This window comes from Streptomyces sp. NPDC096176, from assembly GCF_044763255.1.
In the GTDB taxonomy this organism is placed as follows: Bacteria; Actinomycetota; Actinomycetes; order Streptomycetales; family Streptomycetaceae; genus Streptomyces.
Map to the genome: position 1 here is coordinate 379,294 of NZ_JBIWFV010000006.1, position 15,309 is coordinate 394,602.

A 15,309-nucleotide genomic window follows, 5' to 3' on the forward strand; every position below is an offset into this window, starting at 1 on the left:
ACGCAGTGTGTCAGAACAGCGGCTCCGGCAGGACGCCCTCGAGCGCGAGCAGCCGGCGCTTGGTCTCCAGCCCTCCGCCGAAGCCCCCGAGCCCGCCGCCCGTCTCCACCACCCGGTGGCACGGCACCACGACGGGCAGGGGGTTGGATCCCATCGCGGCTCCCACCGCCTGAGCGGCGCCCGGCTGACCGACGCGGGCCGCCAGCTCTCCGTAGCCGACGACCGCCCCGTACGCCACGCCGGCCAGCAGCTCCCGCAGCACCTGCCGGTTGAAGCCTGCCGAGAGCGACCAGTCCAGCGGCAGGTCGAAGTCGTGCAGGCTGCCCGCGAAGTACGCCTCGAGCTGGCGTATCGGCTCGGCGAGCCGGCCCGTCGCGTCCTGGACGGGCTCGGCCCCAAGGCGGCCCGCCACCTGATCGAGCGCGCGCCGGCGCACCGTCTCGTCGGCGTGGAAGACCACGCTCACCAGGCCCTCGTCCGTCGCGGCGAGGAGCAGCGGCCCGATGTCCGTGCCGATGACGGCCCACTCGAAGGTCTTCATGCGGACCACGTTACGACCGGCCACCGACAGTCGGGCCGACCTGCGGAAACCCCCGCGCTCCGGTTCGGTTCGATCCGCGGAGCGCTGTTCGCCGGTCCGGTTCGACCGGCGGAAGGTCCTATCCGACCGCGTCCCGCACGATGTCCGGGTAGTTGGTGATGATCCCGTCCACGCCGAAGCCTGCCACGCGTGTGGCGGCCGCCGCGTCGTTGACCGTCCACGTGCTGACCCGCAGCGGCTTGCCGTGCGCGCCCTTGAGGGCGTGCACCGCGGCCACGTACTCGGCCGTGAGCGACGTGTGCGTCGGGTTGATCTGGTCGGTGAACGCCGCGTACGACGGCAGATCGGCGATCGCCGGCGTGCCGAGGAATCCGGTCGTGACGTCCGGCCGCTGCTGGTGCACCGCCTCGACGCTGTCCTTGCCGAAGCTCTGGATGACCAGCCGGCTCCTGACGTGGCTGCGGTCGAGCCAGCCCTCCTCGCGCAGTACCCGCAGGGTGTCCCTCTCGATGCCGGGATAGAGCTCGGGCTTCTTGATCTCCAGCAGCAGTTTCTGGTTGTTGTCGTCGACGCGGTTCAGGTACTGCTTCAGCGTCGGGACGCGCGCGCCGGTCCATTCGGCGCCGCGCCAGCTGCCCGCGTCCAGGGCGGCGATCTCTGCCGCGGTGAAGTCCTTGACCTTCCACGGGGCGCGATCCGGGAAAACCTGCTCCACATCGGTGGTCCGTGCGAGTGAATCGTCGTGCATGACGACCAGCTCGCCGTCCTTGGTGCGCTGTACGTCGTTCTCGACCCAGGCGAAGCCCATCTCGTCGGCGAGGTCGACTGCCGCGAGCGTGTTCTCGGGCGCGTAGGCCGATGCGCCGCGGTGGGCGATCACCAGCGGAGCGTCGTCCCGGGCGGCCGCGAGCTCGGTGCCGGTCGCGGAGCCGGGCAGGACCAGCGCGGTGATTCCCAGGGTCGTGGCGGCCAATGCTGCGACGGGGCGTGCGTACACGGGGATTCCTCACGTCGTCGAATCATGGACGAGTCGAGGCTTGCATTTCCCGGCCAACGAGGCACAGGCGAAGTATGGCCCCAAGGTGAACGGACTCGCTGCCCGGAGACACCCCGCCGGGAGACCCGCTGCCCGGAGACCCGACGCCGTAACCCCGCTGCCGGGGAACCCCGCTCCGGGCTCTGCGCCGACGAAGTTCAGATGGGACGTTTGCTTAGACTTCCGCGAGCCGTACCCTCGCCCAGAACCAGACGTTCCATCAGAGATCGCGGGGATCGTAGGGCGGCGGGGGATCGCACGGGACGAAGGGTGCACGGGATGCAGGGCACGGTGGACGGATTCGGCTACGGCCTCGTCACCCCGGTGGCGGCCTATGTGATGGCATGCCTGGGCGGCGCCCTGGGCCTGCGCTGCACCGCCAGAGCCGTGCGGAACGGCCGCTCGTTCCGGCCGGGCCGGCTCCTGCTCGGCGCGAGCGCGATCGGTTCGGGCATCTGGAGCATGCACTTCATCGCGATGATGGGCTTCCGCGTGGAGGAGACCTCCATCGGCTACGACAGGGCGACGACCTTCGCCAGTCTGGCCGTGGGCATCGTCATGGTCGGCATCGGGATCTTCGTCGTCGGTCACCGGGGTGCCACGACGATGTCCCTGGTCACCGGCGGCACCATCACCGGTCTGGGTGTGGCGTCCATGCACTACCTGGGCATGGCCGGAATGCGACTGCAGGGGCGCCTCGAGTACGACACCGCGACCGTCGCCCTCTCCGTGGTGATCGCCGTGGTCGCGGCCACGGCGGCGCTGTGGGCGGCCGTGGCCGTCCGGGGGTTCCTGGCGAGCCTGGGCGCCAGTCTTGTGATGGGCCTCGCCGTGAGCGGGATGCACTACACCGGGATGGCCGCGGTCGGCGTTCATGTCCACGAGGCGGTCGAGGGGGCTGTCGCCGGCGACCCGCCCGCCGCGCTTCTCGCGCCCCTGCTCGTGGGCCCCGCGGTGTTCCTGCTGCTCGCCGGTGTCGTCGTCATGCTCGACCCGCTGCGGGGGGCGGGGGAGCCGGACGGGCAGGCGCACACGGACGGCAGGGCCGGGCGCCCGAGGGCGCAGGCGCGGCACCCGGGGGCAGGAGGCGAGCGCAGGCCGGCCGTCCGGGCAGGGAGCCGCACCTTCCGTCGCGATCCGGACCGCGGCTGGAGCGACTGATCGCCCCAGGTTTCCCACCCGACTGTCAGTGGGGGGTCGTACGGTTGTTGCATGCGGCCCGTTTCCAAGATCGAACGTACGGTGGCGCCTTTCGAGGTCGTCAGTCCCTATCGGCCCAGCGGCGACCAGCCGACGGCCATCTCCGAGCTGGAGCGGCGCGTCCGCGCAGGTGAGAAGGACGTCGTCCTCCTGGGCGCGACCGGCACGGGCAAATCGGCGACGACTGCCTGGATGATCGAGAAGCTTCAGCGCCCCACCCTGGTCATGGCGCCGAACAAGACGCTGGCCGCCCAGCTGGCGAACGAGTTCCGCGAGCTCCTCCCGAACAACGCGGTGGAGTACTTCGTCTCGTACTACGACTACTACCAGCCAGAGGCGTACGTCCCGCAGTCGGACACGTACATCGAGAAGGACTCCTCGATCAACGAGGAGGTCGAGCGCCTGCGCCACTCCGCGACCAATTCGCTGCTGACCCGGCGGGACGTCGTCGTGGTCGCCTCCGTCTCCTGCATCTACGGCCTCGGCACCCCGCAGGAGTACGTGGACCGCATGGTCCAGCTCAGGGTCGGCGACGAGATCGACCGCGACCAGCTGCTGCGACGCTTCGTCGACATCCAGTACACACGCAACGACGTAGCCTTCCAGCGCGGCACCTTCCGCGTCCGCGGCGACACCATCGAGATCTTCCCGGTCTACGAGGAACTCGCGGTCCGCATCGAGATGTTCGGCGACGAGATCGAGGCCCTGTCCACGCTCCACCCGCTCACCGGCGAAATCCTCAGCGAGGACCAGTCGCTCTACGTGTTCCCCGCCAGCCACTACGTGGCGGGACCCGAGCGCATGGAGAAGGCGGTCAACGGCATCGAGGCGGAGCTCGAGCAGCGCCTCGCGGAGCTCGACAAGCAGGGCAAGCTGCTGGAGTCCCAGCGGCTGCGCATGCGCACCACGTACGACATCGAGATGATGCGCCAGATCGGCTCCTGCTCCGGCATCGAGAACTACTCGATGCACTTCGACGACCGAGAGCCCGGCTCCCCGCCGAACACCCTCCTCGACTACTTCCCCGAGGACTTCCTGCTCGTCATCGACGAGTCGCATGTGACGGTGCCGCAGATCGGGGCGATGTACGAGGGCGACGCGTCCCGCAAGCGCACGCTCGTCGACCACGGCTTCCGGCTGCCGTCCGCGCTCGACAACCGTCCACTGAAGTGGGAGGAGTTCCAGCAGCGCATCGGCCAGACCGTCTATCTGTCGGCCACCCCCGGCACCTACGAACTGTCCCGCGGCGACGGCTTCGTGGAGCAGATCATCCGCCCCACCGGGCTCGTCGACCCCCAGGTCGTCGTCAAGCCCACAGAGGGGCAGATCGACGACCTGGTGCACGAGATCCGCGAGCGCACCGAGAAGGACGAGCGTGTCCTGGTCACCACGTTGACCAAGAAGATGGCCGAGGACCTGACCGACTACTTCCTCGAGCTCGGCGTCCAGGTCCGCTATCTCCACAGCGACGTCGACACCCTCCGCCGTATCGAGCTGCTGCGCGAGCTGCGTTCCGGTGAGTACGACGTCCTGGTCGGCATCAACCTCCTGCGTGAGGGGCTCGACCTGCCCGAGGTGTCGCTGGTCGCGATCCTCGACGCCGACAAGGAGGGCTTCCTCCGCTCCGGCACCTCCCTGATCCAGACCATCGGCCGCGCGGCGCGCAACGTCTCCGGCGAGGTCCATATGTACGCGGACAAGATCACGCCCGCGATGGAGAAGGCCATCGAGGAGACCAACCGCCGCCGCGAGAAGCAGATCGCCTACAACACGGAGAAGGGCATCGACCCGCAGCCGCTCCGCAAGAAGATCAACGACATCGTCGCGACCATCGCGCGTGAGGAGATCGACACCGAGGAGCTGCTGGGCACCGGCTACCGCCAGGCGAAGGCCGACAAGCCCGGCAAGGGCGCCAAGGCCCCGGTTCCCTCGCTCGGTGCCGGCACCGGAGCCCGAGCCGGTCGCAAGGGCGAGGTGCTCAGCGACCGGCCCGCGACCGAACTGGCCGGAATCATCGAGGAGATGACCGACCGTATGCGGGCGGCCGCCGCGGAGCTCCAGTTCGAGGTGGCGGCCCGGCTGCGCGACGAGGTCAGCGAGTTGAAGAAGGAGCTGCGTCAGATGAAGGAGGCGGGACTCGCCTGAGCCTGCCGCGCCTGCCGTGGCGGCTGTGCCGGCCGGTGTGTTGCAAGACCGACACAAAAACCGACTGCCGCGCCGCGCTGTCGGTGCGACTGCGTAGGGTGCTTGGACAACCGCACGTATGGGCGGTGGCAATTCGCGAGAAGGGGACAGCGCGTGACGGTCAACATGACCAAGGGCCAGGCCATCAGCCTGCAGAAGAGCGACGGGGGCACGCTCACGGCGGTGCGGATGGGCCTCGGATGGCAGGCGGCGCCGCGCCGCGGTCTGTTCGGCTCGCGCACCCGCGAAGTCGACCTGGACGCCTCCGCGGTGTTGTTCGCCGACAAGCAGCCGGTGGACGTCGTCTTCTTCCGCCACCTCGTCAGCGACGACGGCTCCGTCAAGCACACCGGTGACAACCTGGTCGGCGGCGCCGGTTCCGGCGGCGACGACGAGGCGATCCTCGTCGACCTGCAGCGCGTGCCGGTCCACATCGACCAGATCGTCTTCACGGTCAACTCGTTCACAGGTCAGACGTTCCAGGAAGTTCAGAACGCCTTCTGCCGCATCGTCGACGAGACCAACGGCCAGGAGCTCGCCCGCTACACGCTCGACGGCGGCGGCCAGTACACCGCGCAGATCATGGCGAAGGTGCACCGTGCCGGCGGCGGCTGGCAGATGACGGCCCTGGGCAACCCTGCCAACGGCCGCACGTTCCAGGACCTGATGCCCGCGATCCTGCCGCACCTGTAGGCACGGCGGGACATCCGAGTCGTACCGCAGCTCCCGGAGGCACAGCCACCGGGAGCTGCCCGCGTACCAACCGCACACAGCAGAGCACCGAGGGGACAGAGCGATGACGGCCGAGCTGGTCCGGGGGCAGAACCACCCCTTGCCCGACACCCGACTCGAGATCCGGGTGTCGGCCGGCCATCCGGTCGTCGCCTGCGCCACCTGCGTCGACGAACAGGGCTCCGTCCGCGCGGAATGGGTGGCCCACCCCGGCGCATCCGCCCTTCCCGGCATCGAAGTACCGGGGCGCGCCGAGCAGTCTCCCCGTGTCGCCCTGGGCCTCGACGACGTGCCCGAGGCGGTGCATCAGGTCAATGTCATCCTCGCTCTGCCCGTGGGCGCCGGCGGCCCCGACCGATTCGGCGCCACGGCGGCCCCGTTCGTGGCGGTCATGAGCCAGGGCGGCGCGGAGCTGGCCAGCTTCACCATCACCGGCCTCGACAGCGAAACCGCGCTGGTCGCCGTCGAGTTGTACCGCCGTCAGGGCGCCTGGAAGGTCCGCGCGGTCGGCCAGGGGTACGCGGGCGGCCTCGCTCAACTGCTGTCGGACCAGGGCATGGACCAGGCGGACCGCACGGCGTCGGCCATCCAGGAGACGGCCGTGCCGCGCGCGCACCGCGCCGAGCCCGCCCGGCTCCACACGGTCGCCGACGCCGCAGCCGCAGCGGCGCACGCCGCGGACCAGACCTCCCCGGGCGATGTCACGATCCCCGGCGGCCCCACCGCCTCGGGACCGCAACCCTCGGCGGCCGGCGCCGGCGCAGGCCCTCAGCAGACGCCGACGCCCGACCTTCCGCAGATGCCCGGCGGCCCCATCAACTACGCGCATCCACGCAGGCAGTCGGCACCGCCCCCGCCCGCTCCCGCCGCGCCGCAGGCCGAGCCCGGCCGCCCGGCCACCCCGGTGGCGGGCGACGCCAGCGGCTGGTCCATGGAGGAGCGCCTCTACAACCAGGTCTGGGGCATGTTCGAGGACCTCGCCCGGGCCGTCGCCGCGTACCGCAGCGCCGTCGAGTTCGCCGAGTCCCGCATGGACAATGAGCTCGACCAGGTTCTGTCCGACCCGCGCAGCCGCATCGGCAGCACCGGCGACGCGGCCAGGGCCGCGGCCCGCGCCAAGTGCGAGCGACTGACCGACCAGGCCCGGCAGGTACTCGACCGCGACCTGGCCCAGCTGACCGCGGAGTCGGAGGTCGTCGAACCGGCGCTGCCGCCCGCGTTCGCTCGCTGGGACAACCCGAGCTGGCACGCCTACCGCGTGCCCATGGAGATTCCGATGGCCCTGCGCATCGGCGACCTCCATCTGCCGGAGAGCCCCGAACTGCGCATCCCGTGCCTGGTGCGGCTGCCGCTCGAGCGCGGCCTGTGGGTGGACAGCGGACGTTCGAGCTCGGACGCCGCGATGGCCCTGGACGAGGCGCAGTTGCGCCGGCTCGCCGTCGACTCGGCGGTCGCGCTCGCCGCCCGGCTGCTCGCCGTGTACCCGCCCGGCGAGTTCAGCGTCCACGCCATCGACCCCGCGGGCTCTGCCGCCGCCTCGCTGGCCCCTCTGGTCGAGTCCGGCGCCCTCACCGGGCCGCCGGCCGCGGGCGCCCAGGGCGTCACCGCCGTCCTCGCCAAGCTCACCGAGCGGGTCGACCTGGTGACGATGGCGGTACGAGGAGGTGCGGCCGACTCGCTCCCGCCCGGCCTCGACACGGGCGAGCAGCTGCTGATCGTCAACGACTTCCCCCACGGTTTCGACGACCGCGCCGTCAACCAGCTCCGCTACCTCGCGGACGAAGGGCCGGCCGTCGGCGTCCACCTGCTGATGGTCGCGGACCGCGAGGACGCGACGGCCTACGGCCCGGTGCTCGACCCGCTGTGGCGCTCGCTGCTGCGGGTGACCCCGGTCCCCGACGACCACATCGCCGACCCGTGGGTGCGCCATGCGTGGACGTACGAGCCGCTGTCCGTGCCGCCGGGCAGCGGTGTGCTGCGTCAGGTGCTCGACCAGGTGACCGAAGCCCGACGGGCTTGGCGCCGTTGATCCAGCACCGGCTCTGACCTGCTCTTTTGGGGCATTCTTTACCATCACCTTTACCTCTCATTGGTCTTTCCTGTACCGTTCTTTGCGCGGAGGGGAGTACTCCCGACTCGCGGCGTGCCCGTCAGTACGGACCTACAGAGAAGTCCCGGGGCGCCGGCCCGCGGTGCGGCTGAGACCGCCCGGGTGGAGGAGACCTCCGGCAGCGACGACGCTGATCAGTAGCCGTACGACGCCGGAGGCGCAGTGGACGTTTCATTGAACCTTTGGGTGCTGACCATTCTTGGTCTCAGTGCCCTGATCGCTGTCGACTTCTTCATCGGGCGCAAGCCCCATGACGTGTCGATCAAGGAAGCCGGCATCTGGACCGTGGTCTGGATCGTGCTGGCCGCACTCTTCGGCCTCGGCCTGCTGTTCGCGGGGGAGAGTCAGGCGTCGGGCGAGTTCTTCGCGGGCTTCATCACGGAGAAGTCGCTCAGTGTCGACAACCTCTTCGTCTTTGTCCTGATCATGGCGAAGTTCGCCGTGCCCTCGCACCTCCAGCAGCGGGTGCTGCTGATCGGTGTACTGATCGCCCTGGTCCTGCGCGCCATCTTCATCGCCGCGGGTGCGGCGATCATCGCCAGCTTCTCCTGGGTGTTCTACATCTTCGGCGCGTTCCTCATCTACACCGCCTGGAAGCTCATCCAGGAGGCGCGCTCCGACGACGAGGAGGAGGAGTTCGAGGAGAACAGACTCCTCAAGTCGATCGAGCACCGCTTCGGTGTCGCCGACAAGTACCACGGCACGAAGCTCTTTATCCGCAACAACGGCAAGCGCGTCCTGACCCCGCTGATGGTCGTCATGCTGGCCATCGGCACCACCGATGTGCTCTTCGCGCTGGACTCCATCCCCGCGATCTTCGGTCTGACCCAGGACCCGTACATCGTCTTCACCGCCAACGCGTTCGCGTTGATGGGTCTGCGGCAGCTGTACTTCCTCATCGGCGGACTGCTCAGGAAGCTGGTCCACCTCAGCTACGGCCTGTCGGTGATCCTCGGCTTCATCGGCGTGAAGCTGGTGCTGCACGCCCTGCACGAGAGCGGTGTGCACGTCCCCGAGATCTCCATCCCGGTCTCGCTGGCCGTCATCTGCGGTGTCCTGGTGATCACGACCATCACCAGCCTGATCGCCTCCAAGAAGCAGGCGGAGCGGGAAGCCGCCGAGGCCGCGGAGAAGGACAAGGACAAGGACAGCGTCGAGGCCTGACGGTCGCGGGACGCGCGAGCACAGCACCGGCGGGTGCGGACGGCAGGCCCGTCCGCACCCGTCGGTGTGTGCCACCCACCGGTCCGCCGTAGCCGCGACTCCGCATACCGTTGCGTACGACAACCGAGAACGTTGCGTACGACAACCGAGAACGTTGCGTACGACAACCGACAACACAGCCCGAGGACGACGCGATGGCCATCCCCGTACGCACCGGCGCCAAGGACGGTGCGCCGGTGTCCGCGCTGCGCCTCGACCGGCCGGCCCAGCCCGCCACTACCGCGGTCCTGCTCCTGCACGGCGGCCGCGCGGACGCGGTGGAGCCGCCACCCGCCCTGAACCTGCCCGGCGCCCGCATGCGGCCCTTCGCGAGGGCGATTGCCCGCGCCACCGCCGGCCACGGCGTCGCACTGGGCCGGGTCCGCTACGGCCACCGCGGCTGGAACGGTGACCGGGCCGACGCTGCCCGCGACGCCCGGCGAGCCCTCGACGAACTGGCCCTGCTCACCGGACCCGTGCCCACCGTCCTGGTGGGCCACTCCATGGGTGCACGGGCCGCGCTGCACACCGCCGGCCACGCCCAGGTGAAGGCGGTCGTCGGTCTTGCCCCCTGGTGCCCACCGGAGGACCCCGTCGACCAGTTGGCGGGCAGATCCGTCGTGCTGCTGCACGGCGACCGGGACCGTGTCACGGACCCGGCGGAGACCTGGGCCTTCGCCGCCCGCGCCCGCACCGTCGGCGCCGACGTCCGTGAACTCCCCATGCCGGGCGGTGACCACGCCATGCTCCGCGGCGCGGCGACCTGGCACGCCCTCACCACCCGCCTGGTCCTCGGGCTGCTGGGGCTCGCGGCGACGCCGTGAAACCGATGGCCGGACCGTGAACGCCCCGCTCAGTACCCGACGGTGACGACGCCGGGGGACAGGAAATCGCCAAGGGACGCGGCCTTCAGGGACCTTGACCAAGCGCCGGTCCCGTCGGGCGACACCCACGTGGCGGGGCACCTCGACGCCCTCAACTGCCCGCTGGAGTGCCCGGCTCGTCCGCCACCACGACCACCGTCATCGGGTCCACGGTCTGGCGCTCCCGACGCGGCCCTCGAGGCCGCTGTCCGCCACCGTCACCGACAGACCGGCCGTCGCTGACGCCGTACGCGCCCTCCTGCCCCACCCGCGGGACCCCTGTCCAGCCTCGGCCTGCTGCGCACCTGCGGCGCGGTAGTGGTCCGCGGTGATCTCGAGCAGGCGCTCGCCGCCGCGCGGGAGCCGATACGCCGGGCGCTCAGGCACCTGGCGGCGGACCATCGCGGACCGGCCGCCGAGCCGGCCCCCGAACGGACCACGCTGCTCGCCGAGTTGCTGAATCGCCCCGGAGTCGGCGTCCGTCTCCGGGCGCACCGGACCGCGCGCCGGTGCCGGACCGGGAGACGCATCTGCGCCACACGGCGGCCCTGCCGGGCGACCCGCAGCGGACTTGGCGCGCATGGAGGTGCGGACGCTGTGCCATGCCGGGTGGGAGCCCGCGATCCCGGCCGTGGCCGGGATGCCCGAGCACGCGAACCCCGTCGTCCGCAGGGCGGCCGTCGACGGGCTCGCGTTGCACGGTCCGGCCGCCGTGCCGGCGCTTGCGCACGCCGCCGTCGGGCCCGGCTCGACAAGCGGTCCCGCTACACGGACGCGCTCGCCAGGATCGAGGCGGCCGCCGCCGGGTGGAGCGGCGTCACCAGCCGCGTTCGCGCCACTCGGCCAGGTGGGGCCGTTCCTCGCCGAGGCTGGTGTCCTTGCCGTGGCCCGGGTAGACCCATGTCTCGTCCGGGAGCCGGTCGAAGAGCTTGGCCTGGACGCCTTCGAGCAGGCTGGTGAACGCCTGCGGGTCCTTGCGGGTGTTGCCCACACCGCCGGGGAACAGACAGTCGCCGGTGAAGACGTGCGGGTGACCGTGCGGGTCGTCGTAGACGAGCACGATCGAACCGGGTGTGTGACCCACCAGATGGCGGGCGGTGAGTTCGACGCGCCCCACTCGGATCGTGTCCCCGTCGTCGACCAGTACGTCGGTCGGGACGGGGATGCCTTCGGCATCGTGCCGGCCGGCGTAGGTGCGCGCGCCGGTCGCCCGGACGACCTGCTGCAGTGCCTGCCAGTGGTCGCCGTGCCGGTGGGTGGTGACCACGGCGGCGATGGAGTCGTCACCGATCAGCTGCAGCAGGGTCTCCGGCTCGGCCGCCGCGTCGATGAGCAGCTGCTCACCGGTGGCGCGGCAGCGCAACAGATAGGCGTTGTTGTCCATCGGCCCCACGGCGACCTTGGAGATCATCAGGTCGGCGAGTTCATGCACGTCCGCCGGGCCGCCGACCTTCACCACTCCGCTGTATGTCATGCGTCTCAGCCTATAGCGGAGGCAGTGCGGGCAGTGGGCCTCCGGCGCACTCCAGGGCGGTGCCGTCGCGGCGGCCGGAGAGCCAGCCCAGCACGTCCGCGGGGGAGCCGGAGACGGTGACCGGCGTCCCGTCCGGGCCGCCGGTGCGCCATGCGCCGTCGCCGGCCAGCACGCGGGTCGGCGGCACGTCCTCGCGGCCGCTCCAGCGCTCTGCCAGGAAGGCGGTCTCCCGCTCGGTGAACTCTTTCGGCAGGTCCTCCAGCTCGTAGCCGATGTCGAGGTCGACGTGGTGCAGCTCGACCTCGACAAGACGGCGGAAGGGGACGCGCGCGGCCCGGTCGGTCACCCCGTTGCGGAGCTCGACGGTGCGCTGCCAGTCGGCGGGGGCGGCACCCGTGTCCTGGAAGCGGGCGGCGGACGCGCGCACGTCCTCGAGTTGCTCGGCGAGCCCGCGGAGGGCGTCGCGCTCGATGTCGGCGTCGCGGGCCTCGGCTGTGACATACATCGGCCGGCCCTCGAGAACATTTACGAGCGCGTCGGCGTTACGGGAGATGTGGGCCAGCACGTGGCCGCGGGTCCAGCCCGGCAGGCGTGACGGTCCGGCGGCGGCCGCGTTGTCCAGTTCGGCCGCCGCGGTGAGCAGCCGGTCGGTCGCTTCACGTACAGAGCGCAGGTCGCTCACGGGATCGATCATGAGGCCGACCCTAGCCCGCCCACTCGATCGGGTGAAGGTATTGCCACGCGTCCGTAAATCGAATGCGCGTGCTATACGCTCGGGGGAGGCATTCTTGAAAGTCAGGCATTCATCGCATGGCTGCCCCCCATAGGCTGGATCCAGTCTGGGACCGGGGGCTGTGCCCCCGCTTCTACTCAGAAAGGTGCGGACCGGCGTGGCCGACCGTCTCATCGTTCGTGGCGCTCGCGAGCACAACCTGAAGAACGTCTCGCTCGACCTCCCGCGTGACTCCCTCATCGTCTTCACCGGGCTCTCGGGATCGGGCAAGTCGTCCCTCGCGTTCGACACGATTTTCGCCGAGGGGCAGCGCCGTTACGTCGAGTCCCTCTCCTCCTACGCCCGGCAGTTCCTCGGTCAGATGGACAAGCCGGACGTCGACTTCATCGAGGGCCTCTCCCCGGCCGTCTCGATCGACCAGAAGTCGACCTCGCGCAACCCGCGCTCCACGGTCGGCACGATCACCGAGGTCTACGACTACCTCCGCCTGCTCTTCGCCCGCATCGGCAAGCCGCACTGCCCCGAGTGCCGCCGTCCCATCACGCGCCAGTCGCCGCAGGCCATCGTCGACAGGGTCCTCGAGCTGCCCGAGGGCAGCCGTTTCCAGGTGCTCTCGCCGCTGGTGCGCGAGCGCAAGGGCGAGTTCGTCGACCTCTTCTCCGACCTGCAGACCAAGGGCTACAGCCGCGCGCGCGTCGACGGGCAGACCATCCAGCTCGCCGAGCCGCCCAAGCTGAAGAAGCAGGAGAAGCACACCATCGAGGTGGTCGTCGACCGCCTCACGGTGAAGGACTCCGCCAAGCGCCGGCTCACCGACTCGGTCGAGACCGCGCTCGGACTCTCCGGCGGCATGGTCGTGCTCGACTTCGTCGACCTCCCGGAGGACGACCCCGAGCGCGAGCGGATGTACTCGGAACACCTCTACTGCCCGTACGACGACCTGTCCTTCGAAGAGCTCGAGCCCCGCTCGTTCTCCTTCAACTCGCCCTTCGGCGCCTGCCCCGACTGCACCGGCATCGGCACGCGCATGGAGGTCGACCCCGAGCTGATCGTCCCCGACGAGGAGAAGTCCCTCGACGAGGGCGCGATCCACCCGTGGTCGCACGGGCACACCAAGGAGTACTTCGGCCGTCTGATCGGCGGGCTGTCGCAGGCGCTCGGCTTCTCCACCGACATGCCCTGGGCCGGTCTGCCCGCCCGCGCCAGGAAGGCCCTCCTGCACGGCCACAAGACCCAGGTCGAGGTCCGCTACCGCAACCGCTACGGCCGCGAGCGCGCCTATACGACGCCCGCTTTCGAAGGCGCCGTGCAGTTCGTCAAGCGGCGGCACTCAGAGGCCGAGAGCGACTCAAGCAGGGAGCGCTTCGAGGGCTACATGCGCGAGGTGCCCTGCCCGACCTGTGAAGGCACCCGCCTCAAGCCGATCGTCCTCGCCGTCACCGTGATGGAGAAGTCGATCGCCGAGGTCGCCGCGATGTCCATCAGCGAGTGCGCGGAGTTCCTCGGCCGCCTCAAGCTGAACGCCCGCGACAAGAAGATCGCCGAGCGGGTGCTCAAGGAGGTCAACGAGCGGCTGCGCTTCCTGGTCGACGTCGGCCTCGACTACCTCTCGCTCAACCGCGCGGCCGGCACCCTGTCCGGCGGCGAGGCCCAGCGCATCCGGCTCGCCACCCAGATCGGGTCCGGCCTGGTCGGCGTGCTCTACGTCCTGGACGAGCCGTCCATCGGACTGCACCAGCGCGACAACCACCGGCTGATCGAGACCCTCGTCCGCCTGCGCGACATGGGCAACACCCTCATCGTCGTCGAGCACGACGAGGACACCATCAAGGTCGCCGACTGGGTCGTCGACATCGGCCCGGGCGCGGGAGAGCACGGCGGCAAGGTCGTGCACTCCGGGCCGTTGAAGCAGCTGCTGGCCAACAAGGAGTCGATGACGGGGCAGTACCTGTCCAGGAAGCGCTCCATCCCCACGCCGGAGCTGCGCCGCCCCGTCGACCCGACACGCAGGCTCATCGTGCACGGCGCCCGGGAGAACAACCTCCAGGACATCGACGTCGCCTTCCCCCTCGGTGTGCTCACCGCCGTCACCGGCGTCTCCGGGTCCGGCAAGTCGACCCTGGTCAACGACATCCTCTACACCCACCTCGCCCGTGAACTGAACGGCGCGAAGTCGGTGCCGGGCCGCCACACCCGGGTGGACGGTGACGACCTCGTCGACAAGGTGGTGCACGTCGACCAGTCGCCCATCGGCCGCACCCCGCGATCCAACCCCGCGACGTACACAGGCGTCTTCGATCACGTCCGCAAGCTCTTCGCGGAGACGATGGAGGCGAAGGTCCGCGGCTACCTGCCGGGCCGGTTCTCCTTCAACGTCAAGGGCGGCCGCTGCGAGAACTGCTCCGGCGACGGCACCATCAAGATCGAGATGAACTTCCTGCCGGACGTGTACGTCCCGTGCGAGGTCTGCCACGGGGCGCGGTACAACCGCGAGACGCTGGAGGTCCACTACAAGGGCAAGTCCATCGCCGAGGTGCTGGACATGCCGATCGAGGAGGCGCTGCACTTCTTCGAGGCCGTCCCGACGATCTCCCGCCATCTGCGCACGCTCAACGAGGTGGGGCTGGGATACGTCCGGCTGGGACAGTCGGCGCCCACGCTCTCCGGTGGTGAGGCGCAGCGCGTGAAGCTGGCGTCCGAGCTTCAGAAGCGGTCCACGGGACGCACGGTCTATGTCCTGGACGAGCCGACCACCGGTCTGCACTTCGAGGACATCAGCAAGCTGATCAACGTGCTGTCGGGGCTCGTCGACAAGGGCAACTCGGTGATCGTCATCGAACACAACCTCGATGTCATCAAGACGGCGGACTGGGTCGTCGACATGGGACCCGAGGGTGGCAGCGGGGGTGGCCTCGTCATCGCCGAGGGCACACCGGAACAGGTCGCCGGCGTCCCGACGAGCCACACCGGCAAGTTCCTGCGCGACATTCTCGACGCCGACCGGATCAGCGACGCTGGAGCAGGGGTGCCGGGGGCGCGAAAGCCGACGAGGTCGGCAGGGTCGGCGAAGCCGGTGAAGAAGGCAACGGTGGGGGCGCGGGCGCGCAAGGCGTGACAGCGCGGGGCGGGGCCGCTGGGCCGGGTCGTTTCCCCCGCCCCGCCCCGCCCCCACCTTCCCCGAAACCGGTGGCTCCGCCCCCACCACCCCGCGTTTCGGGGGGCAGGGGGCGCTG

11 protein-coding genes are annotated in these 15,309 nt (G+C 70.2%); 7 read left to right on the forward strand and 4 right to left on the reverse strand.

Translation table 11 applies throughout. The annotated features are described in order from the left end of the window. Positions 1–10: 10 nt before the first annotated feature. Positions 11–541, reverse strand: coding sequence for a methylated-DNA--[protein]-cysteine S-methyltransferase (locus tag ACIQ7Q_RS19355; protein WP_403863097.1), 531 nt, complete (start codon positions 539–541; stop codon positions 11–13). A 118-nt stretch (positions 542–659) separates the two neighbouring features. Continuing rightward, positions 660–1,538, reverse strand: coding sequence for a glycerophosphodiester phosphodiesterase (locus ACIQ7Q_RS19360; protein WP_403863100.1), 879 nt, complete (start codon positions 1,536–1,538; stop codon positions 660–662). A 318-nt stretch (positions 1,539–1,856) separates the two neighbouring features. Here ACIQ7Q_RS19360 and ACIQ7Q_RS19365 point away from each other — a divergent pair, with 318 nt between their 5' ends. The 6 genes from ACIQ7Q_RS19365 to ACIQ7Q_RS19390 all read left to right on the forward strand — a co-directional run bounded on the left by ACIQ7Q_RS19365 (position 1,857) and on the right by ACIQ7Q_RS19390 (position 9,830). Beyond that, positions 1,857–2,738 (forward strand): MHYT domain-containing protein, encoded by an 882-nt coding sequence (locus ACIQ7Q_RS19365; RefSeq protein ID WP_403863103.1) that lies wholly within the window; start codon positions 1,857–1,859, stop codon positions 2,736–2,738. Positions 2,739–2,789: 51 nt separating this feature from the next. Then, entirely contained in the window at positions 2,790–4,922 is a 2,133-nt protein-coding gene (gene uvrB / locus ACIQ7Q_RS19370; RefSeq protein ID WP_403863106.1) for an excinuclease ABC subunit UvrB, read from the forward strand. A gap of 153 nt (positions 4,923–5,075) precedes the next feature. After that, entirely contained in the window at positions 5,076–5,654 is a 579-nt protein-coding gene (locus ACIQ7Q_RS19375; RefSeq protein WP_100106600.1) for a TerD family protein, read from the forward strand. A gap of 103 nt (positions 5,655–5,757) precedes the next feature. Then, positions 5,758–7,722, forward strand: coding sequence for a TerD family protein (locus tag ACIQ7Q_RS19380; RefSeq protein ID WP_403863109.1), 1,965 nt, complete (start codon positions 5,758–5,760; stop codon positions 7,720–7,722). A 243-nt stretch (positions 7,723–7,965) separates the two neighbouring features. Next, positions 7,966–8,967 (forward strand): TerC/Alx family metal homeostasis membrane protein, encoded by a 1,002-nt coding sequence (locus ACIQ7Q_RS19385; protein ID WP_403863112.1) that lies wholly within the window; start codon positions 7,966–7,968, stop codon positions 8,965–8,967. 194 nt (positions 8,968–9,161) lie between these two features. After that, the gene (locus ACIQ7Q_RS19390) at positions 9,162–9,830 is read left to right on the forward strand and encodes an alpha/beta hydrolase (protein WP_403863116.1); all 669 of its coding nucleotides are present in this window, start codon (positions 9,162–9,164) and stop codon (positions 9,828–9,830) included. Between the two features lie 856 nt (positions 9,831–10,686). On the opposite strand, the gene ACIQ7Q_RS19395 is transcribed toward ACIQ7Q_RS19390, so the two are convergent. After that, entirely contained in the window at positions 10,687–11,343 is a 657-nt protein-coding gene (locus ACIQ7Q_RS19395; RefSeq protein ID WP_403863119.1) for an MBL fold metallo-hydrolase, read from the reverse strand. A gap of 10 nt (positions 11,344–11,353) precedes the next feature. Then, on the reverse strand, positions 11,354–12,037 hold the full coding sequence (locus ACIQ7Q_RS19400; RefSeq protein ID WP_403863122.1) for a maleylpyruvate isomerase family mycothiol-dependent enzyme: 684 nt from the start codon (positions 12,035–12,037) through the stop codon (positions 11,354–11,356). A gap of 196 nt (positions 12,038–12,233) precedes the next feature. Between ACIQ7Q_RS19400 and uvrA the strand changes: the two genes are divergently transcribed. After that, entirely contained in the window at positions 12,234–15,191 is a 2,958-nt protein-coding gene (gene uvrA, locus ACIQ7Q_RS19405) for an excinuclease ABC subunit UvrA (protein ID WP_403863125.1), read from the forward strand. The last annotated feature ends 118 nt before the right edge of the window (positions 15,192–15,309 follow it).

Excerpts from the sequence above, each read along its gene's own strand:
- ACIQ7Q_RS19355 (WP_403863097.1), bottom strand. The coding sequence starts at position 541 with ATGAAGACCTTCGAGTGGGCCGTCATCGGCACGGACATCGGGCCGCTG.
- ACIQ7Q_RS19365 (WP_403863103.1), top strand. The coding sequence starts at position 1,857 with ATGCAGGGCACGGTGGACGGATTCGGCTACGGCCTCGTCACCCCGGTG.
- ACIQ7Q_RS19380 (WP_403863109.1), top strand. The coding sequence starts at position 5,758 with ATGACGGCCGAGCTGGTCCGGGGGCAGAACCACCCCTTGCCCGACACC.
- uvrB (WP_403863106.1), top strand. The coding sequence starts at position 2,790 with ATGCGGCCCGTTTCCAAGATCGAACGTACGGTGGCGCCTTTCGAGGTC.
- ACIQ7Q_RS19400 (WP_403863122.1), bottom strand. The coding sequence starts at position 12,037 with ATGATCGATCCCGTGAGCGACCTGCGCTCTGTACGTGAAGCGACCGAC.
- ACIQ7Q_RS19395 (WP_403863119.1), bottom strand. The coding sequence starts at position 11,343 with ATGACATACAGCGGAGTGGTGAAGGTCGGCGGCCCGGCGGACGTGCAT.
- ACIQ7Q_RS19390 (WP_403863116.1), top strand. The coding sequence starts at position 9,162 with ATGGCCATCCCCGTACGCACCGGCGCCAAGGACGGTGCGCCGGTGTCC.